22 protein-coding genes and 1 tRNA gene are annotated in these 25,051 nt (G+C 44.1%); 9 read left to right on the forward strand and 14 right to left on the reverse strand.

From position 1 onward, the window contains the following. Positions 1-71: 71 nt before the first annotated feature. The 3 genes from PCC7418_RS05040 (at position 72) to PCC7418_RS05050 (ending at position 4,992) form a co-directional block, all read left to right on the forward strand. Positions 72-2,867: a hybrid sensor histidine kinase/response regulator gene (locus PCC7418_RS05040; protein WP_015225092.1), complete on the forward strand. Its 2,796-nt coding sequence runs from the start codon at positions 72-74 to the stop codon at positions 2,865-2,867. A gap of 87 nt (positions 2,868-2,954) precedes the next feature. Beyond that, complete coding sequence (gene cheB / locus PCC7418_RS05045; RefSeq protein ID WP_041596150.1) at positions 2,955-4,031, forward strand: chemotaxis-specific protein-glutamate methyltransferase CheB; 1,077 nt, start codon at positions 2,955-2,957, stop codon at positions 4,029-4,031. Between the two features lie 721 nt (positions 4,032-4,752). Further along, positions 4,753-4,992 (forward strand): hypothetical protein, encoded by a 240-nt coding sequence (locus PCC7418_RS05050; RefSeq protein ID WP_015225094.1) that lies wholly within the window; start codon positions 4,753-4,755, stop codon positions 4,990-4,992. Between the two features lie 4 nt (positions 4,993-4,996). Here PCC7418_RS05050 and PCC7418_RS05055 read toward each other — a convergent pair whose 3' ends face one another. Both PCC7418_RS05055 and PCC7418_RS05060 read right to left on the reverse strand, forming a co-directional pair. After that, a complete protein-coding gene (locus PCC7418_RS05055) occupies positions 4,997-6,742 on the reverse strand; it encodes a penicillin-binding protein 2 (RefSeq protein WP_015225095.1) in 1,746 nt (581 codons plus the stop codon). 4 nt (positions 6,743-6,746) lie between these two features. Beyond that, a complete protein-coding gene (locus tag PCC7418_RS05060; protein WP_150107027.1) occupies positions 6,747-7,166 on the reverse strand; it encodes a hypothetical protein in 420 nt (139 codons plus the stop codon). A 264-nt stretch (positions 7,167-7,430) separates the two neighbouring features. On the opposite strand from PCC7418_RS05060, the gene PCC7418_RS05065 reads away from it, so the two are divergent. After that, a complete protein-coding gene (locus tag PCC7418_RS05065) occupies positions 7,431-7,700 on the forward strand; it encodes a hypothetical protein (RefSeq protein WP_015225097.1) in 270 nt (89 codons plus the stop codon). Further along, complete coding sequence (locus PCC7418_RS05070) at positions 7,700-8,731, forward strand: bifunctional heptose 7-phosphate kinase/heptose 1-phosphate adenyltransferase (protein WP_015225098.1); 1,032 nt, start codon at positions 7,700-7,702, stop codon at positions 8,729-8,731. Before PCC7418_RS05065 ends, PCC7418_RS05070 begins: the two co-directional genes overlap by 1 nt. 8 nt (positions 8,732-8,739) lie before the next feature. Here PCC7418_RS05070 and PCC7418_RS05075 read toward each other — a convergent pair whose 3' ends face one another. The 7 genes from PCC7418_RS05075 to PCC7418_RS05105 form a co-directional block, all read right to left on the reverse strand. Then, the gene (locus PCC7418_RS05075; RefSeq protein WP_015225099.1) at positions 8,740-9,900 is read right to left on the reverse strand and encodes a sugar phosphate nucleotidyltransferase; all 1,161 of its coding nucleotides are present in this window, start codon (positions 9,898-9,900) and stop codon (positions 8,740-8,742) included. A 192-nt stretch (positions 9,901-10,092) separates the two neighbouring features. Then, positions 10,093-10,917 (reverse strand): segregation/condensation protein A, encoded by an 825-nt coding sequence (locus tag PCC7418_RS05080; RefSeq protein WP_015225100.1) that lies wholly within the window; start codon positions 10,915-10,917, stop codon positions 10,093-10,095. Continuing rightward, positions 10,914-11,267, reverse strand: coding sequence for a LapA family protein (locus PCC7418_RS05085; RefSeq protein WP_015225101.1), 354 nt, complete (start codon positions 11,265-11,267; stop codon positions 10,914-10,916). Before PCC7418_RS05085 ends, PCC7418_RS05080 begins: the two co-directional genes overlap by 4 nt. Before the next feature lie 68 nt (positions 11,268-11,335). Beyond that, the gene (locus tag PCC7418_RS05090; protein WP_015225102.1) at positions 11,336-12,523 is read right to left on the reverse strand and encodes an AGE family epimerase/isomerase; all 1,188 of its coding nucleotides are present in this window, start codon (positions 12,521-12,523) and stop codon (positions 11,336-11,338) included. A gap of 148 nt (positions 12,524-12,671) precedes the next feature. Then, positions 12,672-14,759, reverse strand: a complete 2,088-nt coding sequence (locus tag PCC7418_RS19290; protein ID WP_015225103.1) for a S8 family peptidase — start codon at positions 14,757-14,759, stop codon at positions 12,672-12,674. Between the two features lie 76 nt (positions 14,760-14,835). Next, on the reverse strand, positions 14,836-15,303 hold the full coding sequence (locus PCC7418_RS05100) for a hypothetical protein (RefSeq protein ID WP_015225104.1): 468 nt from the start codon (positions 15,301-15,303) through the stop codon (positions 14,836-14,838). 113 nt (positions 15,304-15,416) lie between these two features. After that, positions 15,417-15,896, reverse strand: coding sequence for a hypothetical protein (locus tag PCC7418_RS05105; protein ID WP_015225105.1), 480 nt, complete (start codon positions 15,894-15,896; stop codon positions 15,417-15,419). 39 nt (positions 15,897-15,935) lie between these two features. On the opposite strand from PCC7418_RS05105, the gene PCC7418_RS05110 reads away from it, so the two are divergent. Genes PCC7418_RS05110 through PCC7418_RS05120 form a run of 3 tightly spaced genes read left to right on the forward strand, consistent with a single transcriptional unit; the run spans position 15,936 to position 20,403 of the window. Beyond that, positions 15,936-18,257 carry a DUF3488 and DUF4129 domain-containing transglutaminase family protein gene (locus PCC7418_RS05110; protein ID WP_015225106.1) on the forward strand — a complete coding sequence of 774 codons (2,322 nt, stop codon included), beginning with the start codon at positions 15,936-15,938 and terminating at the stop codon, positions 18,255-18,257. 25 nt (positions 18,258-18,282) lie between these two features. Continuing rightward, on the forward strand, positions 18,283-19,791 hold the full coding sequence (locus PCC7418_RS05115; RefSeq protein ID WP_015225107.1) for a polyamine aminopropyltransferase: 1,509 nt from the start codon (positions 18,283-18,285) through the stop codon (positions 19,789-19,791). Positions 19,792-19,815: 24 nt separating this feature from the next. Beyond that, positions 19,816-20,403, forward strand: a complete 588-nt coding sequence (locus PCC7418_RS05120) for a DUF4178 domain-containing protein (protein ID WP_015225108.1) — start codon at positions 19,816-19,818, stop codon at positions 20,401-20,403. 27 nt (positions 20,404-20,430) lie between these two features. On the opposite strand, the gene PCC7418_RS05125 is transcribed toward PCC7418_RS05120, so the two are convergent. Further along, positions 20,431-20,517: transfer RNA gene (locus PCC7418_RS05125), tRNA-Ser, on the reverse strand. An 84-nt stretch (positions 20,518-20,601) separates the two neighbouring features. On the opposite strand from PCC7418_RS05125, the gene PCC7418_RS05130 reads away from it, so the two are divergent. Continuing rightward, positions 20,602-20,970 (forward strand): 2Fe-2S iron-sulfur cluster-binding protein, encoded by a 369-nt coding sequence (locus PCC7418_RS05130; protein ID WP_015225109.1) that lies wholly within the window; start codon positions 20,602-20,604, stop codon positions 20,968-20,970. A gap of 75 nt (positions 20,971-21,045) precedes the next feature. Here PCC7418_RS05130 and PCC7418_RS05135 read toward each other — a convergent pair whose 3' ends face one another. The 4 genes from PCC7418_RS05135 to PCC7418_RS05150 form a co-directional block, all read right to left on the reverse strand. Further along, entirely contained in the window at positions 21,046-22,419 is a 1,374-nt protein-coding gene (locus PCC7418_RS05135; RefSeq protein ID WP_171814887.1) for an ABC transporter substrate-binding protein, read from the reverse strand. A gap of 182 nt (positions 22,420-22,601) precedes the next feature. Continuing rightward, positions 22,602-23,783 (reverse strand): glycoside hydrolase family 10 protein, encoded by a 1,182-nt coding sequence (locus tag PCC7418_RS05140; protein ID WP_041596151.1) that lies wholly within the window; start codon positions 23,781-23,783, stop codon positions 22,602-22,604. A 98-nt stretch (positions 23,784-23,881) separates the two neighbouring features. Next, positions 23,882-24,553, reverse strand: coding sequence for a cobalt transporter CbiM (gene cbiM, locus PCC7418_RS05145; RefSeq protein ID WP_015225112.1), 672 nt, complete (start codon positions 24,551-24,553; stop codon positions 23,882-23,884). Further along, positions 24,553-25,050: a carboxypeptidase-like regulatory domain-containing protein gene (locus PCC7418_RS05150; protein ID WP_235620746.1), complete on the reverse strand. Its 498-nt coding sequence runs from the start codon at positions 25,048-25,050 to the stop codon at positions 24,553-24,555. The genes cbiM and PCC7418_RS05150 overlap by 1 nt, the downstream gene beginning before the upstream one ends. Position 25,051: the final 1 nt, after the last annotated feature.

A 25,051-nucleotide genomic window follows, 5' to 3' on the forward strand; every position in this document is an offset into this window, starting at 1 on the left:
TGTAAAAATCAACCTCAGTCATTGATGGGATCAGGTGTTCAAGCCGTTTAGTTTTAGAGAAGGGAAAAGCCATGATTGAAGATGAAGAACTAAGAGTTATTTATCAAAGCACCAGCCAAGAACACTTACAGCAATTAGAAGAAGGAATTCTGAATCTGGAAAAAAATCCTAGTGATTTATCTGCGTTGTCAGAACTGATGCGTGAAGCCCATAGTTTGAAAGGAGATTCTCGGATTTTGGACTTAACAGAGATTGAACAACTGACTCATAAAGTGGAAGATATTTTGGGGGCGGTGAATCGCCAAGAGATTATCATGACCCCTGAATTGAGCGATCATTTGTATCAAACCCTTGACGCGATCGCGCAGTTAGTAGAAACCGCCACCAGCGATGCTCCCAGTAACATTGACGCTAACGCCCTCCTGCAACAACTGGATCAGCTACTCAATGATCCGCCTAGTGCGGAATCAGTAGAAGAGATTGAAGACATTGCTGCTGATGCTAAAGATACCCTTGAGTTTGAGTTAGAAGCAACCTTTGACTTAGAAGACGAGAGCATAGAAGAATCCCCATCATCAGACGCAATAGACTCCCCAGAAGAATCCCCAGAAGAAAACACAGACTCCTCATTAATGATTGCGGATGAAGAGTTGCGGGGACTCTATCAAAATTCGAGTCGAGAACATCTGCAAAGCCTCAAAACGCATCTTCAGGAGTATGCGCGTCAACCTGAAGATCAAAATATCCTCGAAAAACTCTTAAAAGAAGCAGAGAATCTCAAAACGGATTCGATTATTGTGGGTTTAGAAGGGACGGAACGCCTCAGCGAAGCCCTAGAAGATATTTTTGATCAACTGGTGTGTCAAGATCTTCCTTATAGTCCAGAACTGTTGGATCGCGTGGAATATGTCGTCGCCGAACTCGAAAAACTGATTACAGAAGCCCTAGAAGGCGTTCCCAGTGGGGTCAATATCGATCGCGCGATCGCGGAACTCAGAGCAGACAAATGGCGTTACCCTGAAAACAAACCCAATACAACTGAAAGCAACGGCGAACAACCCAAACCCAGTTCTTCTCACACCAATGGTAATGGGGCTACACATAAAGCCCAAACTGAGAGCAGCACACCCCCTAAAGCCGACGACACTAAAGAACAAAAACCCTATCGCATCGACACCATTCGCGTGCAAACGCAACATCTTGATTCCCTAATGACGCAAACTGGGGAATTAACCGTAACCAAAATTCGGATTGCACACACCGCCAACCAACTCGAAGAACTCTTTTCACTTTGGGAAGACTGGAAAAACAAACATAACAAGCAGTTGCAAGACGACGACAAAGATAGCGACTTTGCTCGCATGGAAGAACTGATTACTCATTTGCGTGATGCGTCTCAAGAAAATAGTACCCGCCTCGATATGATTGCAGGGGATCTCGAAGAAAAAATTGGTACATTACGCTTACTTCCCCTTTCTACAGTCTTCCACCTCTTCCCCCGTATGGTAAGAGATTTAGCACGGGAAGAGAACAAAGAAGTCGAACTAATCCTCGAAGGCGGAGAAACCACCGCCGACAAACAAATCCTCGAAGAAATCAAAGACCCTCTCATGCACCTGATCCGCAACGCCGTGGATCATGGTTTAGAAACCCCAGAAGAGCGGGAAGCAATGGGGAAATCTACGACAGGCAAAATTGAGTTACGAGCCTATCAAACCGGAAGTAATATTGTTATTGAACTCGCCGATGACGGGCGGGGCTTAGACATTCAAAAAATTAAACAAACTGCCATCAAACGGGGACTCTACCACCCAGAAGAACTCGACGCAATGAGTACCAATCAACTGTACTCACTGATTCTCACTCCTGGTTTTTCAACTCGTAGCTTTATCACCGAAGTCTCAGGGCGTGGTGTCGGTTTAGATGTGGTGCAAACCAACGTCCAACGCTTGAAAGGAAATATTCAAATTGATTCTACCCCTGGCGAAGGCTGCACCTTTAAAATTCAATTGGGAACCACCCTTGCGACAGCCAATGTTCTCCTTGTGGATCTTCAAAACACCACCTATGGCTTACCCGTCGAAGCCGTACAAACCAGTTTCCTTGTATCTCCAGATGAAATTTTCACGATTGAAGGACGCTCGACAATCTCCCTTGATAATCAAGCCGTTTCCGTAGCACGTTTAAGCGAACTGCTAGAACTTCCAGAAAATCATCAAAATCAGGACACTCATCAACAACTCCCCTGTATTTTGCTCAATATCGGAGAAGAGAAATTTGGTCTGTTTGTCGATCAGCTTTTAGATACTCAAGATGTGGTCATCAAACCCCAAAGTAAAATTCTCAAACGAGTGCGGAATGTTTTAGGGGCGACCATTTTGGGAACTGGTGAAGTCTGCATGATCTTGAATCCCCAAGACTTACTGAAATCCTTGCAACAAAAAACCACCAGCGCCATTCATCAAAGTAGTAAAAAAGCGCAACCGCTCTATCAAGAAACCACCAAACCCGTTGTCTTACTTGCAGAAGACTCGATTACCGTTCGCACGCAAGAAAAACGCATCTTAGAGGGAGCCGGTTATGAAGTGGTCACCGCCGTTGATGGTTTAGATGGCTACAACAAATTGAAAACCCGCCATTTTGATGCCATTGTCTCAGACGTGCAAATGCCCAACATTGACGGTTTAACCTTTGCTGAAAAAGTGCGAGAAGAGCAGGAATACACTGAAACGCCCTTCATCCTTGTCACGTCTCTTAATTCCGATGAAGACAAACGACGTGGGGCAAAAGCAGGGGCAAACGCCTATATCACCAAAGATAAGTTCAATCAGGAATTGCTAATTGATACCCTAGGACGACTGGTTTAAGGAATTAATGATGTAGGGACGTTCCATGGAATGTCTCTACTCTACGAAGGACTAATGACCAATGACAAAGGACTAATAATAACCAAAATGACAATTCATGTGTTGCTCGTTGAAGATTCTCCCATTGCCACCATGATTATAAAACGAATTATTGATAATAGCTCTGGTCTGTCAGTGGTGGGAACAGCTAAAAATGGGGTAGAAGGATTAGAATTAATCCCGAAACTGAATCCTGATATTATCTGTACCGATTTACACATGCCCAAAATGGACGGGCTAGCCTTTACTCAAGAAGTAATGGCAGAATTTCCACGTCCGATCCTCGTGATTAGTGCTTCCGTGCAAGAAGATGATCCACAAAATGTTTTCAAACTTCTAGAAGCGGGTGCGCTAGAAGTCTTCCCTAAACCTCGCGCGGGGTTATCGCAAGAATATGAAGCCCTCCAAGCCGAGTTAGTGAGAAAAATTCGAGTTTTGTCTGGGGTGAAAGTGTTTCGGCGGAAACGAAAAACTCATTCTCCCGCACCCGTTGCTCCAAAAACTACATCCTCAGCGAGTCCTGTTGTTACTGCTAAAACGAGTAAAACCTCTGCGATCAAAGCCGTGGTTATTGGCTCTTCTACAGGGGGACCGCAAGCACTACATACCATTTTTCAGAGCTTACCGGCTGCTTTCCCTGTTCCCATTATTTGTGTTCAACATATTAGTTTAGGCTTTCTACAAGGGTTAGTTGATTGGCTGAAGAATCATTGTTCCCTGAAAGTCGAAATTGCCAAAGAAAAAGACTTTCCGAAAGCAGGAGTGATCTATTTTCCCCCAGAAAATCAACATCTCAAGCTCGATCGCCAAGGACGATTTGTTTATGATCAATCTTTACCCGTGACAGGGCATCGTCCCTCTGTAGATGTTCTGTTTGAGAGTGCATCCGCCTACTATCGCTCGCAAATGGTAGGAGTTTTGTTAACGGGAATGGGACGAGATGGCGCAAATGGACTGCAAACGATTCGTAAAGCGGGAGGAATGACGATCGCGCAAGATGAAGCCACCAGTATTGTCTTTGGTATGCCAAAAGAAGCGATCGCGCTGGGTGCAGTACAGCATACCTTACCCATTGATCAAATTGCGAGTAAAGTGTTGACACTGCTTAGTCTGTGTCCGTTCTGAGCAACTGACACAACTCTAACCCAATCCCCTGGCTGATCAACACTTAACAAGCCAGAAGCAATTGTTATCATGTATGTTATAGCACTTCCCAATCTCATGAGGTACATTCTAAATTTTGGTTCTTTGTTCTTCGTTCTTTGTTATTTGTTGGTTGTTAATCAATGAACCACGAACCATGTAGGGCGTAGCCCGCGCGAAGCACCATGAACATCCACCGACTCGCATTACGTACCTCAACCAACTAGGAAACGCTATAGATTATCTAAATCCGCAAGAAGACTCCCATCATAATCGGCATCTGAGCTTGTCGAAGATTTAATTTGATGGGTTGATGAATTGCGGTCAATAAGTTACAATTTTATAAAATCGGTTTGAATCCCCAAGGTGGTGGCTTGTTAAGACTCCTAGAGCCTAAAAGGTACGCTTAAGGTATCAACAAGAGGTGCGAAAAACCTCTATAAAAACGTCAGCACTTTAACGAGTGTACCAGTAAAAAAACAAAAATACTTGAAAACTGTATCGTCGGGCGGACGAGAACAGGATAATCTACGATGCGCGGAGATTGACCCACTGGGACTGAAGCAACGAGTTTGTGGATGTTTTAAGGTTGGTCGCCTGCTGAACTTGGTTCAGTAGTTAGAAGCAAGAATCTCCCATCATAATCTTTGATTTGATGGGAGAGCGTCAAGGGCTTCTGAAATGAAATACCAGTTGCAATACCATGAGTTCTCAATGCACCGATAAGAAATTTAAAATTACTCAGCCTGATCCCAATTCTGATTCATATCAACAAGACCAAGAACGAATCAACTATTTTCAGAAAAATAAAGAGAGAATCAACCAGCGTTTTGAACAAGCGCGTCAGAACTTCGTAAAGAAAATGGATTTGACCCATCATGGTTCTTTAGAAACTGAGGAAGAAATTGTAGAAGCCTCCCGTGAACTACTCCACTCAAGCTAGAGTCTTAATCTTTATCCTCTTCCTCATCGTTAAATTCTTCGGGATGCGTGGGCGGAATCCCCTCGATCGTAATTAATCCTTCAATCACTTCTTTTACAATTGGTGCAGCAACAGTTGAACCATAAGCTAAGGGTCTTTTCGGTTCATCCACAACCGCTAAAATGACATAACGAGGTTGTTGAACGGGAAAAATGCTAACAAAGCTGGTAATTTTTTCATTCCCGTAGGATCTCCCTTTTGCTTTCTGGGCGGTTCCCGTTTTCCCAGCGAGGCGATAACCTGGAATTTGGGCGACTTCACCACTCCCTTCACTAACCACGGTTTCCATCATCGCTAAGACTTCTTTTGTGGTGCGAGAGGAAAAGACTTGTTTGCGGGTTTGGTCTTTCTCACTGACCAGATTTCCGTCTTGATCCACTAATCCTTTCACCAGATGAGGCTTCACTAAATATCCGCCATTCGCGATCGCGCCGTGAAGTTGGGCTAACTTAATCGGCGTTAACGATAACCCTTGACCAAAAGAAGCGGTCGCTGGTTCAATCGGGTAATTGGTAAACTGAAACTTGCTTTTAAGCGAACCCGCCGTTTCCCCCATTAAATCAATCCCAACCTTTTCTTCTAAGCCCAATTCCTGCAATTTCTTGTAGTAATCTAGGGGTTGCATTCGTTCTATAATTTTAATCATCCCCACATTACTAGACACTTGCAGAATCTCCGCAATGCTAATCTTGCCATGACCCCCGTTACTAAAATAATCATGATTGCGAATCGTCCAGCCCCCTACTTTCATTTTCCCTGGATCATAGATTTTTTCCTGGGGATAGATTAATCCAGCTTCCAGCGCGATCGCGACATTAATCGGCTTAAATGTCGATCCAGGTTCATAAAGATCGGTTACGCCCCAATTTTTCATATCGGCTAAATCAGACTTAAAATAGCGATTGGGATCAAACGTCGGTTCAGTGACAAAAGATAATAATTCCCCTGTTTCCACATCCATCACAATCACCGTTCCCCGTTTCGCCCGAAACGCTTGCATTTGTTTTTTCAAGGCTTGATGCGCTAACCGTTGCAGGCGCATATTCAGCGTTAATTGCAGTTGTTTTTCGTCAAATTCCACCACCTGGGAAGGGAGAGAAACAGGTAAAACATCACCCTGACCCGTCTTTTGAACAGGGGGAATATTTCTCTCAGGACGGATCAATTTTGCTTGTTGAGTAAACTCAATCCCTGTTTTCCCTTGATGATCATCTTTCTGGACATAACCCAAAACATTCGCAGCGAGAGTGTTATGCGGATAAAATCGCGCATATTTGGGTCTTAAATCTAACCCATTACTATTGAGTCGTCGAATTTGATCCGCTTCTTCTTCTGTTAAGCGATCGCGCAGTCGAATCCCTGTTTTTTTCTCTTGAAATTGTTTGGATAATTCACTGACTGAGGTGTTCGTTAGGATAGAGGCTAATTTTTCCGCAATCACTGCTTCCGATTTCTGAAATAACATCGGATGAACATAGAGAGTATAAACCACGCGATCCGTGGCTAACACATTTCCTTCGCGATCAACAATGGAACGACGGGGAACATAATCTTTAAAGTTACCTTTTTGATTCGCTTTTGCTTTGGCGTGTAGTTCTTCTCCCTGCACAATTTGCAAATGATACACTCTTCCCCCTAACCCCACCGCAGAGAGGAAGAAGAAGACCCAAATTAAGCCTAATCTGACGAATTCCCAATTCAACTTTGCCATAACTTTAGTACGCGATCGGACGATCAATTGCTGGTGGCTTCAGATTCTCTTCAACCTTAGTTTTAGCACTCGCTTCAGTCTCAGGGACAGGGGCTGGTTCTAAATAAATATTACGATCTGGAGTTAAAGTAACCCATCCTTGATTTTTTGTGCTACCCGAAAGGGCAATCTGTTCTTTGAGGGCTTCGTTAATCCCAATCACATTACGTTCATATCGCTGCAGACGTTGCAATTCTTCATATTCTTGGTTCCAAACTTGTTGATTCCGAAACTGTAAACCGTACATGATTAAACTGAGCGCGATCGCGCCCAAAGCAACCAAGCCAGAAGTCCGTTGTAAAAGTAATAAAACACGAACAAACAACGGAATTGTCTTTTTCTGATTCTGATTACGCCATTGTCGAGGAAGAGGTCGTGAAGTCACTCTCGACCCTGAAGATTTAGAGGAACGAACCCGATTGGATACTTTCGGTTTTTCAGCAGCTACCATAATTTTAGGGAGTAAAATTGAGAGTTTATCGCCGTACCAACAGCATTAAAATTGCCATTATCCTAACACTAACTCTGACTATTTGTTTCGTAATTAGTTATCAGTGAGGGTAAACAGTCGTTCGCCCCTAGACCACTAATCGGTTAGGATATAACAATAAAACCCTTAATCCCTAGACTGTCTTAATTTTTTCTTCAGATGTCAGAGTTTTCCGTTCCCTCCGATCAAGTGCGTCAACAGGCGTTAGCGAGTCTTACTCGTCAATTGGTGCAACAAGGACATCCCGAACAGTACGCCCAACACATGGCAGTTGCAGCCATTTTTCAAGCGGATTTAGCATTAAGAAATGCTCAACTTTCGCGCCTCCTGTCTTGGTTGAAAGAAAATTATCCTGAAGTACACGCCCAAGGATTAGACTTAGTCGAACAAACCCGAGAAGAGTTTGAACAACGGGTGCAAGAAGGGTAATGACTGAGTTTTTTACACAATTAGAGGCGCACTCCCAACGGTTATTTAATTTGTTAGCTGCATTTGAGCAACCTTCGATTCTGGTGGTGGGAGATTTGGCGTTAGATGAGTTTGTCAGTGGAGGGGTGGAACGTCTCTCTCGGGAAGCCCCTGTTTTAATTTTGCGCCATGAAAAAACCGTACAAATTCCAGGTGGTGGGGGCAATGCGGTTTATAATTTAGCTAAGCTCGGGGCAAAGGTGAAGGTTGCAGGTTTAATTGGAGATGACCCGCAAGGAACAGCCCTGAAAGAGATTTTTGCTGATGCTGGTATTGATACGACAGGAATGATCCCAGAGCGCGATCGCGCCACAGTGACTAAAACGCGCATTTCGGGTCATGCCCGTCAGTCGGTTACTCAGCAAATTGTTCGGCTCGATCGTAAATCTGACGTTTCCCCCAGTCAACAGTCTTTATCACAAATCGCCGATTTTGTCAAGCAGTCAATCAAAAAAGTTGATGCGGTGGTTTGTTCCGACTATGGCGACGGCGTTCTCAGTTTACCCGTCATTACGTCCGCCCTCTCCCATCATTGCACCGTTGTTGATGCCCAAAAAGACTTATCCCGTTATCAGGGGGCGACCTTATTCACCCCCAACCTTCCCGAAGCAGAAGCAGCCGTCGGCTATAGCATCAGCAACGAAGATTTACTCGATCAAGCAGGAAACGACCTCCTTCAGTTAACCCAAGCCCAATATATCCTCATGACTCGTGGGGAACAGGGAATGAGCCTGTTTAGCAACACGGGAGAGGTTCACCATATTCCTCCTTTTAACCGCACCGATGTTTTTGATGTCACAGGGGCGGGGGATACGGTTGTCGCAGCCCTTACCCTGAGTTTATGTGCAGGGGGAACGCCGTGGGAAGCAGCCGTGTTAGGAAATCTAGCTGCGAGTATTGTGGTTCGTCAGTTTGGAACAGCAACCACCAATGTGGAGGAAATGAAGCTGGGCTTACAAACGCTTTTAGATGATCCCAGCTTATTGGATTAGATCAAGCGTTACTCACCGATGAGGAGTTGCGCGATCGCCTCTTGTTCTTCTAGTTCAAACTTCGGCGGTGTTTGTCGGGAGTCTGTAATCAACCAATCTAACGCAGCAGCTTGCACATCAATGGTTGTTCCTGTTTTATCCACGCAATAGCGTCCAAAGACCAATTTATCCACTAAACGCACTTTCGGACCCAAGCGAGAATATTCAAAGATCACACTATTTTTCACCGTCGCCCCGCTACAAATCCAGCAGTTGGGGCCAATCATCGCTGGCCCAATAATCGTCGCCCCATCTTCAATACGGGTCATCCCCCCAATATAAACGGGGCCTGTAATATCAACCTTATCCCAATTTACTGCAACATTGAGTCCTGTATAAACCCCAGGGGCAACTTCTTTCCCTGGAATTTCCACATTTTTTATTTCACCAGAGAGAACACCACGAATTGCGTGCCAATAGTCGGGAACTTTTCCAATATCCACCCATTGAAAATCCATAGGAATGGCGTAAAATGGCGCACCTTTTGCCACCAGTTTCGGGAATAAATCGCTACCGAGGTCATACACTTGATCAGGGGGAATATAGTCAATCACTTCCGGTTCGAGAATATAAATCCCCGTATTAATTTTGGTGCTGAGGGCTTCATCTACCGACGGTTTTTCTTGGAAAGCAGTGATGCGATTATTATCATCGGTGACCACGACCCCATAACTTGAAACTTTCTCTCGGGGAACATCTTTCGTAATCACCGTCGCGATCGCGCCTTTTTCTTTATGTTGCCGTAGCGCTTCGGTTAAATCTAAATCAATCAGTGCATCTCCACAAAGGACAACAAAGGTATCATCAAAAAACTTATTAAAATCTTGAATGCGTCGAATCCCCCCCGCAGATCCCAACGCTTCACCCACTAATTCCCCGTCAACAATGCGCCCTTCAAAGGAGTAAGCAATATCGACACCAAAGCGTTGACCATCTCGAAAATAGCTTTCAATTTCGTGGGCCAGATGGCTCACATTCACCATGATTTCATCAAAGCCATGTTGGCGTAACAGTTCTAACAAAAACTCCATCACAGGCTTCTGTAAAATCGGGATCAGTGGTTTTGGAATAGTGTAAGTAATTGGTCGGACACGAGTTCCTTTCCCTGCTGCCAAAATCATGGCTTTCATAGCGCGTTGACTCCTCAATTCTCTTAATTCGGTTGATTGATTCCTCTTTTTCGAGCAGATGCCGAGGATAGCTCCTTAAACTGCATTGTAGCGATTATTAGCAATGCAATTTTGTTCCTGAGTGACCAATTTACCCTTGGTCAAGGCTGTATTCAGTATATTTCCCTAAGTTGAATTCAATCTCTCATTGCTCTACACCCGATCGGGATTATCCACATTTTCACTGACCAGAAAGCGCAAATGTAAGTCTTGATAAAATTCTTCTTGGGATAATTCCACTTTAGATTGTGCAGACAGTAAGAGTAAAGCCCAAAAAATTCCCACGCGATTTCCGCGTTCACTCATCGGTTCGGAAAGTTCCTCTAGTCTGGCTTCTGCTTGTCGTCTCTCCCAACGGGTACTAAGGTGGTCTAAACTGATCCAAGGTTGTTGGGGAGGAAGACTGGACATTTCTTGCCATAAGAACTCTTCTAACTCCACCGCAAGTTCCGTTAGGTTTTCATTATGTGCCAGATGAGAAATCATCTTTGCGGTTTCTCGCTTAGAAGCAGAGCGAGATTTTCCCTGAGATGGAGGAGGTGAGGCTTCAACTTGACTTTCTAATTCCTTGAGATAAGTAATTAACTCAGAAAGCGTAACCCGTCGTCTTTTTGGCGGAGGCGCACTTCCTCGCCGTCGAATATGGTTTTCTAATTTTTGCGGAAGTCGGTGCTGGCGAGTCTTCTCTTCCTCTGCGGGTGGAATCTCTGCTTCTGATCCGTCCTCATCGGTTTCTGCTAGTGCTTCCAAAGTATCCGCTTTCAAAGACACTAACATAGAAGCCCAAAGAAAGGCTTGTCCTGATTGGGGTAAGTGCGTTTGATTCTGTTGTTCTAGGTCTTGTAGAAACCGATCAACCACCTTAATCACATCCACATCCCAAGGATCAATCTCTCCCCGTTGGGCGAGGTCAATTAAGAGGGTAATCGCAGAATCGGCGGGACTTTCCCCAGCAGCTAAACTCGCATCAGCATTCATGATTTTTCATCAGAAGGATCTTCCCCTTGCGGTAAGCGTTTTTGTTGATCTTCTAACTGCATTTTATAGTTTTCGAGATCTTTGCTCAGGCTTTCCACTTCTTTTTCCTTCTTTTTTAGGGCTCGTTTTTGACCAAAGGTAGAAATTTGACGAGTGAGACGACTCCAAATGCTATATAACCAGGCTAAGGTTGCGCCGATACCCATCGCTAAAATCAATTCAATAGATAAAGGGGCTTGCACTTCATACCCTGGGAGAATTTGAATTGTCGTTAAATCGGTATTTTCAATACTAAATAGCACTAACGCTAAGCCACTGGCGAAAATCACCACAAAATTCAGAATACGCATAACGAACTCACTCTATTGATTCAGTCTCTTCAGAGATATCATGCCAGAATTTGGGCAAGTGTAAAGCATTATCTTGTTTTTAGGGGAGATTTCTCTATTTTTTGTAATAATCGCCAACAAAGCCAAAGTGTGCGGGGGACATGAAAACAGCCTTTGTAGGGAGCGCCTTTGCAGCGATGAGTAACATTTCCCGCGCGATCGAGATAGCCAAACCATTCTCCATATTCAGGATCGCGAAAATGGTTAAAACTATAAGCATCCACTTGTTGAAAGGCTTCCCAATCTGCTGCTTCCCCTGTGAGAGAAAAGTTTAACAAATGACCATATAAGGCTTCACAATGCACCCACCATAATTTCATAAACCATTCTAAAGGTGTGGGACTATATCCTTGGGCATCAAGAAAATAATAAATCCCCCCATATTCTTTATCCCAACCTCGATCATACGACCAGCGAATCATATTGATCGCAGTTTCTGATAAATCTTGTCTTTGCAGATGTTGCGCCCAATGTTGAAGAAACCAACCCGCTTCTATGGCGTGTCCTGGATTTAAAAGTCGCCCCTCACTACTATCAATAATATTTCCTTCTGGCGTAACCGTTTCGTAAACAGTTTTTGTTTCTGGGTGAATGTGTAACTGTAAACGACGAATACAATCTTCTATTTCCCGTTGATAAAGGGTGGTTTCTTCTCCCGCGACTTCTGCAATGAGATTGAGTAAAATCATGGGAACAGCCAAACTTTGAGCAGGAGTTTGTCCTGAATAATGAGGTCGTCCCACTTGCGTCCAATCATAGGCCCAATCCCAAACTTTTTCTAATTCTAACTTTGCTTCTTTTAAGAGGGGGGGTTGGTCACTGGCGCGAGAAAATTCAGCCAGCGCCATGATGTAAAAGCATTCAGAAAAAATCTTTCTTTGTTGATAAATCGGGTTTCCCTCTGCGGTGACAGAAAAATAGACTCGTCTATCTTTTTGAATGGCAGATTTTTGTAAGAAGTTTGCTCCTAAACGAGCCATTTCTAACCATTCTGGTTTTGCTTCAATATCACAATAGAACTTACTAAAAATCCAAACTTGTCGCCCTTGTAACCAAATATGCTTGGTTGTGTCATAGACTGTCCCATCTTGATCAAGACAATTAAAATAACCGCCATGTTTCCAGTCTGGAGAATAGTTTTCCCAAAACGGAATCACACCATCAAACAACTCTTGTTCGTATCGCTTGCGATATTGTTGGAAGGGAGCGGAAGACATGGCAGTATTGCAAAGTCTTTCATCAGGTTAACCAGTTGTCGAGACCAGCGTCTATCCCAATTATATAGTCAGGCTTAACTGTCTTTTTCTCGTCTCACAGACTAAATAAAATCTTTGGATACAGGAGGCTAAAGCCTTCAAGGGCTCATCATCCAAGGGTTTGAAACCCACCGCTCTCTGACTGGCTTAGTGTAGTAGCAGTGATTAAGTCCACTGTTTCTTCTGGGGTAAGGGTGGGATCCGCTTGCATTAAAAGAGCAGCAGACCCAGCAACATGAGGGGTTGCCATGGATGTACCACTCAAACTGGCAAAGTTATCATTGGGAACGGTGGATACGACATCAACCCCAGGTGCAGTAACATACCTAGGGAAAGCTAAGCCATCTCCTTCATAATCTTGGGGAATTTCACCAGCCTGATTAGAAAAGGAAGCAAGGTCTCCTTCTTGATTTAATGCTCCCACGACAAGCCCTTCTTCCACAGCAAAAGCCCCTGGATGATCTGGCGTTGAGCCAGCAGAATTACCAGCACCCATAACCACTAATATTCCCGCATCTGTTGCTGATTGAATGGCATTATGAATAGCGGGTGTGGCTCGACTTGCTCCCAAAGAAAGATTAATGATATCTGCTCCGTTATCCACCGCATAATTAATCCCAGCAATAATATCGGAATTGAAGCCTAATCCATTATCAGCTAGGACTTGCACTGGCATAATTTCAGCATCAGGGGCAACCCCAACCGTTCCCCAATTGTTATCTTCAGCAGCAATGCTACCAGCAACATGAGTCCCATGACCATTGACATCATTGGGATCGTTATCGTAATTGGCAAAATCCCAACCCTGTGTATCATCAATGTAGCCATTGCTATCATCATCCAAGCCATTGCTGGGGATTTCATCACTATTGACCCAGATATTGTTTTGGAGATCAGTATGACTTGTGTCAACGCCTGTATCCAGAACCGCGACGACAAGATCTTCTCCAGTGTACCCCATTTCCCATGCAGTGGGAGCACCAATGCGATCAATTCCCCAATTCTCATCACCTAACTCTTCCACCGTTGCCAGTTCTGTGTTTAGTAATGTAGCCAGGGCTTGATCGACTTGGGCTTCGCCATACCCTATGTCTGAACTATAACCGTCTGGTAATTCTGGAGGTGTCCTCGCAGTTAAGTCTAAGCTGAAAGTGCTGCTACCTGCGTAAGGATACACCGCCAAGTAGTAACTCCCTGTCTCTAGGGTTTCTGTAATCACTTCATTTTGAGTTTGATCATTTCTAGAAAAGGTGATGGGATTACCATTATTATCCAATAACGCTAGATCAAGATCGCTACTGAAGTTATTGAGATTAGCTTCGATGCTCAGGGGTGAGTCTAGATGAAAGCGATACAGATCAAGAAAATCGTTCTGACTGACTTGATCCTCAGTTTGTAAGGTAGCATTAGGATTTAATGTTCCTAGATCAAGGGCAGAGTTGAGGGTTTCTCCTGGTTCAGTTGCAGGAGGGGGAGGGGCGACAACCAATTCTGCTGATAGTTCATAAGAGCCCGTATAGACATCAGCAAAAGAACCGGCGGAGAGATAGAATGTCTCGGAACTGGTTGCGGTAAAAGAAAGCACTGAGTCGAGAGAATTGTTTGTATCGTCCTCATAGTCGATGAAGTTACCGTCTTCATCATATAAACGCAGATAGGGATCGCTTAGGGAATCACCATTGAGGTCAAATTGATAAGTTGCTCCTGCTTCTAACTCGATGGCAAACCAATCGCGATCGCCGATGGTTTCTAGATTACCTTGTTGTGTCTTGCCAATCGTAAGGGTTCCTGTGGTGTTAGTATTGCCAGCGTAATCATCTACCGTAGAAATGAGGGCCATGGAAAGCTGGTAGGAGCCAGTATATAAGTCTGCGAATGCCCCTGCTTCAAGATAGAAAGTACCCCTATTTTCGGGAGTGAAAGAGAGTTGAGAGTTGAGTGACTCCTCATGATCGTCATTGGAGAGAATTAATTTTTCTGCTTCATCATAGAGGCGCAGGTAAGGATCACTGAGCGTTTGACCCTCTAAGGAAAATTCATAGGTTGCACCGGCTTCTAACTCAATGGCAAACCAATCGCGATCGCTGCTGAATTCTAGGGTTCCCAGTTCGGTTTCACTAATTCCAATCTCGCCGATGGTGCTCGCATCACCCGCGTAGTCATCGAACTGTTTTTGATCAATTAGAAAATTTAACATGGGTCTTTTTTATTTATCCTTAGCTTTCCCTTGTTCCTTTTCAATTTAATCAAGAAGATCAGGTGTTAATGATTCGTTAGCTGCGGATGTACTGCTGTAAAACTGCCCGCACATAAAGGACAATCGGAAACTGATAATATTCAATGGTCAGCCAGATTAAAATCCCCAGATGAGTGAGTAAGGTCAGACCTGTCCATGCTGTAGGTAGCCATGCCAAGGGTGTTCCTGGAACTGGCGGAAAGAGATAAGCACCAATGCCGACAATACTGGGGGGGAGTAACAGAAAAAAGATAGCAGCGATCGCGTATCCCCACCCCAACTCAATGCCTTTTCGTTGTGGACTACTCCAGCGTTTGCCATTCCAATACCAACTCAAAGGAATTTCACTATCCATCATGGTCAGTAATTGTTGAGATAAATCAGCTTGAAATAAATGCTGACAAAACTGACAAGAAAAGGTATCTTCCATTAAGGGCAAAGCACTGACTTCACCTGAACGACACACGGGACAAGGATAGGTTTCATGATTATTTAATTGTTTCATGGGTTAAGTCTAGTCTGGAATAATTCTATATAAGGTCTTTAACTTATTGCTTTATTATTGATGACAGCAACTGCTATTCCCAAGAACAAAGAACAAAGAACAAAGAACAAAAATTAAGCGAGATTGGCGGGGGGTTGTTCAGTTTTTGCTTTTAATTGTTTTAGTTTTTCTCGAATGGACTGTTCTAATTTTTCTTTAGGAATTTCAACGCCATTCTCGTAATTTCCAGAGTCGTCAAAAAAGATGACACTATCGACTTGATCGAATGCTAATAACTCAAATAAGATGTGGGTGATCGGGATCGGTAAAGCCATTAACTCGGGATCATCACTATGTTGAGCAAAAGTTCTAGCATCTTCTAACGTGGGAAAACCGTAGATGACTCGTTTGGTTAAATTCTGATCGTGACGATGGCGGAGGGTTGTAACTTGCCAATTTTCTTCTGTGTTTTGCAAGATATAATAGTCGTGATGTCCCAGTTGCTGTGCAACCACTTTTAAGATCGGCGCGATCGCGTACTCCATAACTTGGGGCATTCCCCGCTCAGTTGGGGCTTCTGCAACCAATTGTTCCAGTTGTTGATCAAGATCCATATATTCTAAATTATCCTTTCCATCTCATCTCTTGCCATTATGTCTAATTCGTCCAGTAAAACGCAGGAGCAATTTTCATTTTTTCAGCAAATTAAAGAGCAGTTCAAAGCTCTTCCTTCCCCACAAGTGGAAGAATCAATTCCCTTAAGAATTTTAGTCCAACTTTTGGTCGCAATTGGGATTCTTGCCACGGATTTAGCTGCACAAACCAGTTTCAGTATCTGGACAATTCCCGTTAGTTTTATTGGCGGATTTTGGAGTTGGCAGCAACGACACAAGCGTAACATTACCGTGAAATTTCTCATCGCGATCGGGATGTTATTTGCGCTCGCGACATTTTTTCGTAATTTAATTGGTAGCCTCAATGATACTCGTCTGGTTTTAGCAGAACTTCTCATTCAATTACAAGTTTTACATAGTTTTGATTTGCCCCGTCGTAAAGATTTGGGCTATTCCATGGTGATTGGGTTAATTTTGTTAGGGGTAGCGGGAACACTCTCGCAAACCCTAGCCTTTGCCCCCTTGCTGATGATTTTTCTTCTCGTGGGGTTACCAGTGCTCGTGCTAGATTACCGATCGCGCTTAGGGTTAGCTTTCTCCGCCGTTCAAGAAGCAACAGCCACCTCTTCCTCACAAAACCTGTTTTCCCCGTCAGTTCTTCCTCTCCGTCGCCTCGGAATTTTCTTTGTGGTCACCGTGACTCTGGGTTTACTCATTTTTGCGTTCATGCCCCGCTTACCAAGTTACCAAATTCAAACCTTCCCTGTCAGTGGTTCAAGCGAGTTGAAAAATGAAAGTTTTGATAACAATAATCGCCAAATTACCAATCCAGGATATGTGCAAGAAGGGGAAGAAGATGGTGAGGGAGGTAATATTGGTACTGGAACCAGTCCCCTAGAAGGTCCTGGGGAAGTGGATGAGGAATTTTACTATGGCTTTAGTGAACAAATTAATCAAAATTTACGGGGTCAACTGACACCCAAAGTGGTGATGCGGTTACGATCCCAAGCCAATGGTTGGATTAAAGTGCTGGCTTTTGATCACTATACTGGACAAGGCTGGAAAATTGAAAAAGAAGAACCAACCATTGATGTCAAACGCCCGCCGTGGTCTTATCGCTTTCGTCTCAATGATCCAGTAACGGAAGCAGAAACGGAAGAGATTGTCCAAACTTACACCATTATTTCTGACTTACCGAATTTAATCCCCGCCTTACCCGCAGCAGAAGATATCTATTTTCCCACACGGGAGATTGCAATTGATCCTCATGATACACTTCAATCCCCCATGCCTTTAGTAGAAGGGCTGACTTATACAGTTGTTTCAGAAGTTCGTTATCGCGATCGCGCTCAACTGCGTACTGCAAACACGGATTATCCCGACTCGATCCGAGAAACCTATCTGCAAGTTCCCCCAGACATTAAAGCAAAAGTCCGTGAACAAGCGCAATCGCTTCTCGACCAGTCAGAGAAACCGCTCACTTCTAATTATGAAAAAGTGCTTTATCTGGCACAAGCAGTTAAACAAAGTTATCGCATCCGACCTGATATTCCTTTCCTCGAAGCGGATCAAGACTTAGTCGAAACCTTTTTATTCGACTGGGAAGGGGGCTATCCCGACCATTTTTCCACGACCTTAACCATGATGTTGCGCTCGTTGGACATTCCCGCCCGTCTCGCTACAGGATTTGGTACAGGGCGCTTTAACCCCTTCACGGGCTTATATCTGATTCGCAATACCGATGCTTTTGCTTTAACTGAAGTTTATTTCCCAGACTACGGTTGGTTTCAATTTGACCCCATTCCAGGACATGAACTGATTCCTCCTTCCATTGAACAATCCCAAACCTTCACCGTTTTACGTCAATTGTGGAATTGGGTAGCGGGTTGGCTTCCATCTCCTGTTGCAGGAATTTTTAATTATCTCTGGAGTGTTGTTATGGGCGGTTTAGTGAGCTTTATCATGAGCTTATGGCGCTTTTTCTCTCAAGGATGGGGTGGAGTCTTAGCGGGATTAACTAGCCTTGTTGCGGTCAGTTTTGCAGGTTGGTTAAGTTGGCAACAAATTCAACGGTGGCGTTATCAGCGATGGCTTGCCCAACTCCCGCCCGTAGAAGCTCTCTATCAGCAAATGTTACAAGTTTTAGCGCAACAGGGAACTGTCAAACAACCTGCCCAGACTCCCTTTGAATATCTAGACACTGTGGATGTGCGCTTAGAAACGCCACAAGTAGAAGTGGTTCAAGAAATTTCTCAAGCCTATGTCTCTTGGCGTTATGGGGATTATTCGGCAAATTTAGATTATTTGCGGGATGAGTTAAAACGTTTAAAACGGAGTTTCCAAAAGCTAGAAAAACCTTAATTTTCCTTGCGCGATCGCTCTTCTTATGACTCCTCAACAACGGAATCTACTTCTCCTTTCGGCTGCCATTTCTTCGGCGAGTGGCTTAGCCAGTGAACTCCTCTTAGGCACTTTAGCCAGTTATCTCGTCGGGAATGAAGCCCTTTCTTATGGGATTGCTGTCGGTGGCTTTCTCGCTGCTATGGGAGTGGGATCTTATCTCACCCGCTTTATTGGGAATAAAGGAGACACCCTATTAACGGCGTTTATGACGGTGGAGTTACTGATTGCGCCACTGAATGCAATCTTACCTCTGGGATTATTTATTCTTTTTATGATCGGGGGAGAGATTTGGCTAGGATTAGCGTTTGTCACCTTGATTTTAGGGACATTAGCGGGCTTAGAAATCCCTCTTTTAACCCGCATGGTAGAAGCCGAGGAAGGGGTGAAAGAAGCCCTAGCTGGGGTGTTGGCGATGGACTATTTTGGGGCGTTAGTGGGGTCATTAGCGTTTCCAGTAATCCTTCTCCCCATCGTGGGAATGTTTCCCGCAGCAGCGATTTTAGGGATTTTTCCTGCAGTGATGGTGTTTTTTTTAGGACGGGCGTTTCCTCAGTTGCGTCAATGGCGGTTTTTCGGGTTAAGTCTCGCGGTACTCTTAACGATTTTTGCTGTGTTAGTGGTTCCCTTTAGCCAACGCTTAGAGCAAAATCTCTATGGCGCACCGATTGTCAGACAAACTCAGTCTGCTTATCAAAGATTAGTGTTAACTCGCCGTGGAAGTGATGTCCGATTATTCCTTGATGGGGATCTTCAGTTTTCTACCAGTGATGAGTATCGTTATCATGAAGCATTAGTTCATCCTGCGTTGAGTGCGGTTTCAAACCCCAAAAATATTTTATTATTAGGGGCTGGGGATGGCTTAGCTTTACGAGAAATCTTGAAATGGGATCGCGTTGAAACCATTACCCTGATTGAACTTGATCCGAAGGTCGTCCAGTGGGCGAAAACCTATCCCGCCTTAGTAGAAGCCAACCAAAATGCGTTTGCTGATTCCCGAGTAAATCTCATCTATGGCGATGCGTTTCAATTAGTCTCTGAGATTGACGAAACCTTTGATGTGATTCTCGCTGATTTTCCTGATCCAGACCGTAATGTTTTAGCTAAGTTATATTCTCTGGGATTTTATCGCCAATTACAAGCTCATCTTTCTCCCCAAGGAGTGTTTGTAACACAAGGAAGTAGCCCATTTTTTGCGCCAAAAGCCTTTTCTTGTATTGCGACAACACTAAAAGCAATTGATTTTAATGTTTATCCCTATACCGTAAATGTTCCCAGTTTTGGCCCCTGGGGCTTTGTTTTAGCGACAAAACGATCATTTAACCCTGAAAAAATCGAACAACTTCCGATTCCAACTCGCTTTCTTTCTCCTGCGGTGTTATCAAGTTTATTTATCCTTCCCAAAGACATGATGATTAGGAAAGTAGAAGTGAATACGCTAGCCCATCCTGTTATTGTCAATTATGAGCGCGATCGGCGTTGGGTTTTATATTAGTGAGTGTACTTATCGGAAAGAATTATGTTTTTTCTCACCTTACTAATTATTGTTGTTCTGATTATTCTTGGCGTATATCTCTTCTTACGTCAACGCAACCAGTCTCCTCAGACTAACGGCGAAGAAAGCACCGCCCCCGAAAATCGAACCATTTTTAATCTGCAATTAGGAGATATTGTAGAATACTTTGGTCGTGATTGGGTTGTAGAAGGAAAACTGATTTATGAAGAGGATGGCTTTACGTGGTTAGAATATCTCTTACAAGACCAACAAGATATTCGCTGGCTATCTGTAGAAGAAGACGATCGCGTTGAGTTGAGTTGGTTACAACCCACCCGTAATTTAGACATTCCTCGTAATCCACCGAATCCCTTAAATTTTGAAGGAGACACCTATCGCTGCATCGACTCTGGTGTCGCTAAAATGAAACGAGAGGGATCAGTAATGAACCGTCAAGCGGAACAGTGCCGTTACTTTGATTATGAAAGCGAAGATGGAAAACTCTTATCCGTCGAGGACTGGAATGGAGAAATTGAAGTCACTTATGGTGAAGAAATTAGCCCAGGAGATCTCTCCATTTTTCCAGGAGAAGGAAAATCAATTTATCGTTAAACCAAATCCGCCCTCAAGAAGAGAGAACGGAGAGGGAGGGATTCGAACCCTCGATAGAGTTGCCCCTATACAGCATTTCCAATGCTGCGCCTTAAACCACTCGGCCACCTCTCCAAGTTTGTACTGCGATTTAAAATTGTACAATAAAAGTTCTCGTTTTTGCACATTTTTTCCCTAATTTCTGAAAAAAAATTTCTGATGACACGCTACTACACCATTCACATTTACGATCGCGAAGCTGAAATTGAACACACAGCAGTGATTCCAGATGATCAATATATTCTCAAAAGCCTCGAAGAACAGGGCATTACACTTCCCTTTTCTTGTCGCAATGGGGCTTGTACCACTTGTGCGGTGCGACGCTTGGAAGGAGAAATCTATCATCCTGAAGCGATGGGCTTATCCACGCAACTCGAAGAAGAAGGATATAATTTGCTCTGTGTGGGCTATCCTCGTTCCGATATCAAGGTGGAAACCCAAGATGAGGATGAGGTATATGAGTTACAGTTTGGTCGCTACTTTGGGAAAGGAAAGGTCTTATTTGGCATTCCCCTTGATGAAGATTAATCAGCGCTCAGCATTCAATGACCCCCACCTACTTCGTGAGGTGGGGGAGTCCCACGGATCTTTTGTTGAATATTATTAATTCACTGGAACAAAATCATAACCCGTTCCCGATCGCGAAGGATTAGCGGGTTGCACTTCCACCATGATTAAACGTCCATCGCGATCGCCAGAAGGGAGAAATTTAATCGGTTGGATGACACCAGGCGCAGAAAAACCGCTACTAGAAAGGGCATTTTGGAGGCCTTCCCGAGAGGGATTTTGTTCAATGGCTTGCGCGATCGCGTTCATGGCATCATACGCCATAACGGTCGCCCAGTTGACATCCCCACCCCACAGTTGCCGAGATTTTTGCACAAATGTCTGACTCCCTGGCTTTTGAATATGCCAAGGAATTGGAATTGCCATTCCCACCGCATCCTCTCCTCCCACTTGCAGGGTTTTCACCCCATATAAATTCCCAATATCCCCAATGAGGGGTAAATTACCATTATTCACATTTACCACTTGTAATGCGCGATCGATGGTTTTTGGAGAAGGGATAAGAACAATTGCTTCCGCCCCTTGTTGCTGTGCTTCATTCAACCGTTGTTGAGCAAGGAATCCCCCTGCACTCAAATCAAACTCAGCCACCGCAGTCCCGCCCCGTGTGGAGAGAGAGGTTTTTAATTCTCGGCGCAAGGAAAGGCTGTACCCACTATCTGAATCATAGAAAATAGCGACTTGTTGCGCTTGTAAATCATTGAGAGCATAATTTGCCATGGTTGCTCCCACAATAAAGTTACTGGGAATGGTGCGAAAAACATAGTCACTCGCCCCAGAAATTTGGGTGCTGGTACTGACGGGATTCACTAACACCAGTTCATTTTTGTCATAAATGGGAGCAACAGCAAGGGTGGTGCTACTACTCCAATGTCCGCTCACTGCAAGAATATCTTGTTGGTTAGCAAGTTCCTGAGCCACTTGTGTTGCCACTTTGGGGTTATCATCATCATCAGCAATCACTAATTGCAAGGGTTTACCATTGATACCGCCAGCAGCGTTAATTTCCTCTTGGGCTTGAGCATAACCCCGTAACATTTCTAAAGCAAACAAAACCGTATCACTTCCCACAGGAACGGTGACTGCCACCTTAAAGGCGCTTTCAGCCCCAATCTCAGCGTTATTCAAGTAAATGAGGGTTTCAGGAGAATTTCGTTTTTCCTGTAAAGCAGCTTGAAACTGCTGAACCGCTTGATTGTAATTGCTAGAGGCAAAGGCTTGAACACCTTGTTGTTTATGTTCTAAAAAAGTCGTATTGTCAGAATCAGCATTAATTAAGATGTCTTCTCCAGCACTGAAACGATTCTCCAGTTGAGGGTCTTGAGAAGGCGTATTATTCTTGTTATCAGGAGTCGGATTCGACGTGGGTTGATTGCTGGGTTCCGAGTCTGAATCGGAAGAGGTGGTCATTGGTTCAGGAGAGTTATTGAAAGCAGTTAAAAGTCGATAACCTCCAAATCCTATAATGAACAGAACAACGAGATACACAACTGGGGGAGGTCCTTTTTTAGAAGTCATAATGATCTCTTGAAAACACTTCCCTGTTATTTTGCCATTGTTAATTTCAGATGGCGAATTACCAATTTCTCGGTTTAGCTATCATCCTGTCCAATCAACACTTCTCGACTGGCGGGAAACAAGAATAAATCGTAAATCGCTCTTTCTCGTTCAAGAGGTGATTGTTCTGCCCACTTCCAAAGGCTTTCATAGAAAAAGAACGATACACCATCAAACCCGCGATCGCGCACTTCTTTCACTTGTTGTTTAATCATCGGCATCGGCGTGGGACGATTTTTTAATCCGCTTAAAATGCCAATGGCAACAGGAATATGAGAATTCGCCAACTGCACTTCGGTTCGTTGTAACTCATCAATAAACCGTTCCATATCTGTGCGATAAACCTGTAAAACCAACTCTTCCATATAGCCTTTTTGTTCCCAAGTCAGCCAATCTTGCAAATGAGCAGGTAAGGCAAAATGAAGGGGGTTCGGAGAAACCGAAACAATACAATCAGGATTCGCTGCTTTAATCGTGTGAAACACTTTCCCCATAAATTCATTCAGTTGATCCGCTCGCCAACGTACCCAAAACGTTTCTCGGGCTTGCTCGGGTGGAGAAAGATTCACATCCTGTTGATAAAGCTGAGTGGTATAGTCATCATAGCCAAAGGCAACGGGTAAACCAAAATGATCGTCAAATTGAATCCCATCCACATCATACTGGGTCACAATTTCTGTAATTAAATCCAAAATAAATTCTTGTACTGCGGGATGAAATGGGTTTAACCACACCACTTCATCTTCCCCCTTCACCTCAACAATTGTGCCGTCTCGGCGTTGGGTTAACCACTCAGGATGTTGTTTAACTAAGGGTGAATCCACCAGCTGCATAAAACCAAACTCAAACCATGGAATCACCGTCATATCCAATTGATGACCCTTCTTCAGAACTTCTTGCAGCACATCTCGGTCTTCTAAACGCGGGTCTGGATCAATCCGTTGTCCAAATACTTGTTCTGTCACTGCACTGGGATAAAGGGAATAGCCCCCTTGCCACACTGTCGGGTAAACCGTATTAAAGTGAATATTATCGAGACGATTTAAGGCGGATTGAATTCCCTGCGTCGAAAATAAAATGTCACTATCCACATTCGTTAACCAAACCCCGCGAATTTCTTTTTGGTGGGGAAGGGAATAACTGCGGACGACTGTTTGCAAGCCAAAAATCACGCTCAAAAAGACAGCAAAGATAATGAGTTTATTTTGTTTTCTCAACGACTTGTTCCCCAGCAAATGGTGAATTGTTGTTTGTTCTTTGGTGACTGGTCACTGGTAACTGGTCACTGTCCTTAACAGACTCAGAAACGCTATATTTACTTATTGTTGAGGGGAAGTTCGGAATTGTCAATTGCATCGGACAGGAGTTCTGGTTTCACCCGTCGGAAAAAAGAAACCAGCAGCAGGGTAAACGTTCCTTCAATTAAGGCTTGGACACTATACCCAGCTAACCCAATATAAATCGCTCGACGTTCCAATTCCGCATTCACTTCGGCGGGAATGGTGGTTACAACTAACACCGTAAAAATGAGGGCTGATAAGCCTAAAGCCCCACCGCCCGCAATAAAAGCCAATCCATTCGCCCACCGTTCTCCTTTTGGCAAAGAGTGACGCAATTGGAAAACATGATAAGCCAGTATCGCTGGGATGCCCATCATCGCTGCATTGACTCCCAAAGAAGACAATCCCCCGTGCTGAAACATGACCGCCTGAAAAAACAAACCAATAAGAATCGCGGGAAAGGAAAAATACCCTAAAATCACTCCTACTAAGCCATTCAAAACCAGATGAATACTCGAAGGCGGAATGGGAATATGAATGAGGGAAGCGACAAAAAAACCAGCAGTCAGCAAAGAAGCACGAGGGATTTGTTCACTGGGGTGACCACAGTGGCTAATTTTCTTGAGAGAATACCAAGTCATGCCCCCAGTAATGGCATAACCGCCGATGGCAATGGTGGGAGGTAAAATTCCGTCGGGAATGTGCATTATTTTTTCTCAGATTGATTACGGGCAAAGAAAAGGGCAGTACCAACAAACCCCCAAATTCCTAAAGCAGCCATCATTGCTTTTTGTAAGGGGGTATAGTTGCCACCTTGCCAAGCGTTGCTAGCTTGGGCTGGATCAGGATTAGGATCAGAAGCAGTCGTTGTCGGTGTGGTTTCAACAGGAATACTGACTAAATCCCCATGCCCAGATTGACGCACTTTGACATCCCAATTCCCCGTGACTTCAGGATCAGGAACAAAAACAAACGTGCCGTCGTCTGTTGTTGTTCCTTTTAACCAAGGCTGAGTGGGGTTGCTGGGGGAATAAACCGTGACTTGTGCGTTTGCCATCGGTTCTCCACTGTCGTAAGTGGCGCGAATTTCGATCGCGCTGGTTTTCCGATGCTCGATCGCTGCACCATGGGCAAAAACAGGGGCAGCAGTCAACAGAGAGAAAATGAAATAAATTAAAAATTGCCAACGCATATCAAAACTCACT

Origin of the sequence: Halothece sp. PCC 7418, assembly GCF_000317635.1 — a bacterium.
Taxonomy (GTDB): domain Bacteria; phylum Cyanobacteriota; class Cyanobacteriia; order Cyanobacteriales; family Rubidibacteraceae; genus Halothece.

Excerpts from the sequence above, each read along its gene's own strand:
- PCC7418_RS05040 (WP_015225092.1), top strand. The coding sequence starts at position 72 with ATGATTGAAGATGAAGAACTAAGAGTTATTTATCAAAGCACCAGCCAA.
- cheB (WP_041596150.1), top strand. The coding sequence starts at position 2,955 with ATGACAATTCATGTGTTGCTCGTTGAAGATTCTCCCATTGCCACCATG.
- PCC7418_RS05050 (WP_015225094.1), top strand. The coding sequence starts at position 4,753 with ATGAGTTCTCAATGCACCGATAAGAAATTTAAAATTACTCAGCCTGAT.
- PCC7418_RS05055 (WP_015225095.1), bottom strand. The coding sequence starts at position 6,742 with ATGGCAAAGTTGAATTGGGAATTCGTCAGATTAGGCTTAATTTGGGTC.
- PCC7418_RS05065 (WP_015225097.1), top strand. The coding sequence starts at position 7,431 with ATGTCAGAGTTTTCCGTTCCCTCCGATCAAGTGCGTCAACAGGCGTTA.
- PCC7418_RS05070 (WP_015225098.1), top strand. The coding sequence starts at position 7,700 with ATGACTGAGTTTTTTACACAATTAGAGGCGCACTCCCAACGGTTATTT.
- PCC7418_RS05075 (WP_015225099.1), bottom strand. The coding sequence starts at position 9,900 with ATGAAAGCCATGATTTTGGCAGCAGGGAAAGGAACTCGTGTCCGACCA.
- PCC7418_RS05080 (WP_015225100.1), bottom strand. The coding sequence starts at position 10,917 with ATGAATGCTGATGCGAGTTTAGCTGCTGGGGAAAGTCCCGCCGATTCT.
- PCC7418_RS05085 (WP_015225101.1), bottom strand. The coding sequence starts at position 11,267 with ATGCGTATTCTGAATTTTGTGGTGATTTTCGCCAGTGGCTTAGCGTTA.
- PCC7418_RS05090 (WP_015225102.1), bottom strand. The coding sequence starts at position 12,523 with ATGTCTTCCGCTCCCTTCCAACAATATCGCAAGCGATACGAACAAGAG.
- PCC7418_RS19290 (WP_015225103.1), bottom strand. The coding sequence starts at position 14,759 with ATGTTAAATTTTCTAATTGATCAAAAACAGTTCGATGACTACGCGGGT.
- PCC7418_RS05100 (WP_015225104.1), bottom strand. The coding sequence starts at position 15,303 with ATGAAACAATTAAATAATCATGAAACCTATCCTTGTCCCGTGTGTCGT.
- PCC7418_RS05105 (WP_015225105.1), bottom strand. The coding sequence starts at position 15,896 with ATGGATCTTGATCAACAACTGGAACAATTGGTTGCAGAAGCCCCAACT.
- PCC7418_RS05110 (WP_015225106.1), top strand. The coding sequence starts at position 15,936 with ATGTCTAATTCGTCCAGTAAAACGCAGGAGCAATTTTCATTTTTTCAG.
- PCC7418_RS05115 (WP_015225107.1), top strand. The coding sequence starts at position 18,283 with ATGACTCCTCAACAACGGAATCTACTTCTCCTTTCGGCTGCCATTTCT.
- PCC7418_RS05120 (WP_015225108.1), top strand. The coding sequence starts at position 19,816 with ATGTTTTTTCTCACCTTACTAATTATTGTTGTTCTGATTATTCTTGGC.
- PCC7418_RS05130 (WP_015225109.1), top strand. The coding sequence starts at position 20,602 with ATGACACGCTACTACACCATTCACATTTACGATCGCGAAGCTGAAATT.
- PCC7418_RS05135 (WP_171814887.1), bottom strand. The coding sequence starts at position 22,419 with ATGACCACCTCTTCCGATTCAGACTCGGAACCCAGCAATCAACCCACG.
- cbiM (WP_015225112.1), bottom strand. The coding sequence starts at position 24,553 with ATGCACATTCCCGACGGAATTTTACCTCCCACCATTGCCATCGGCGGT.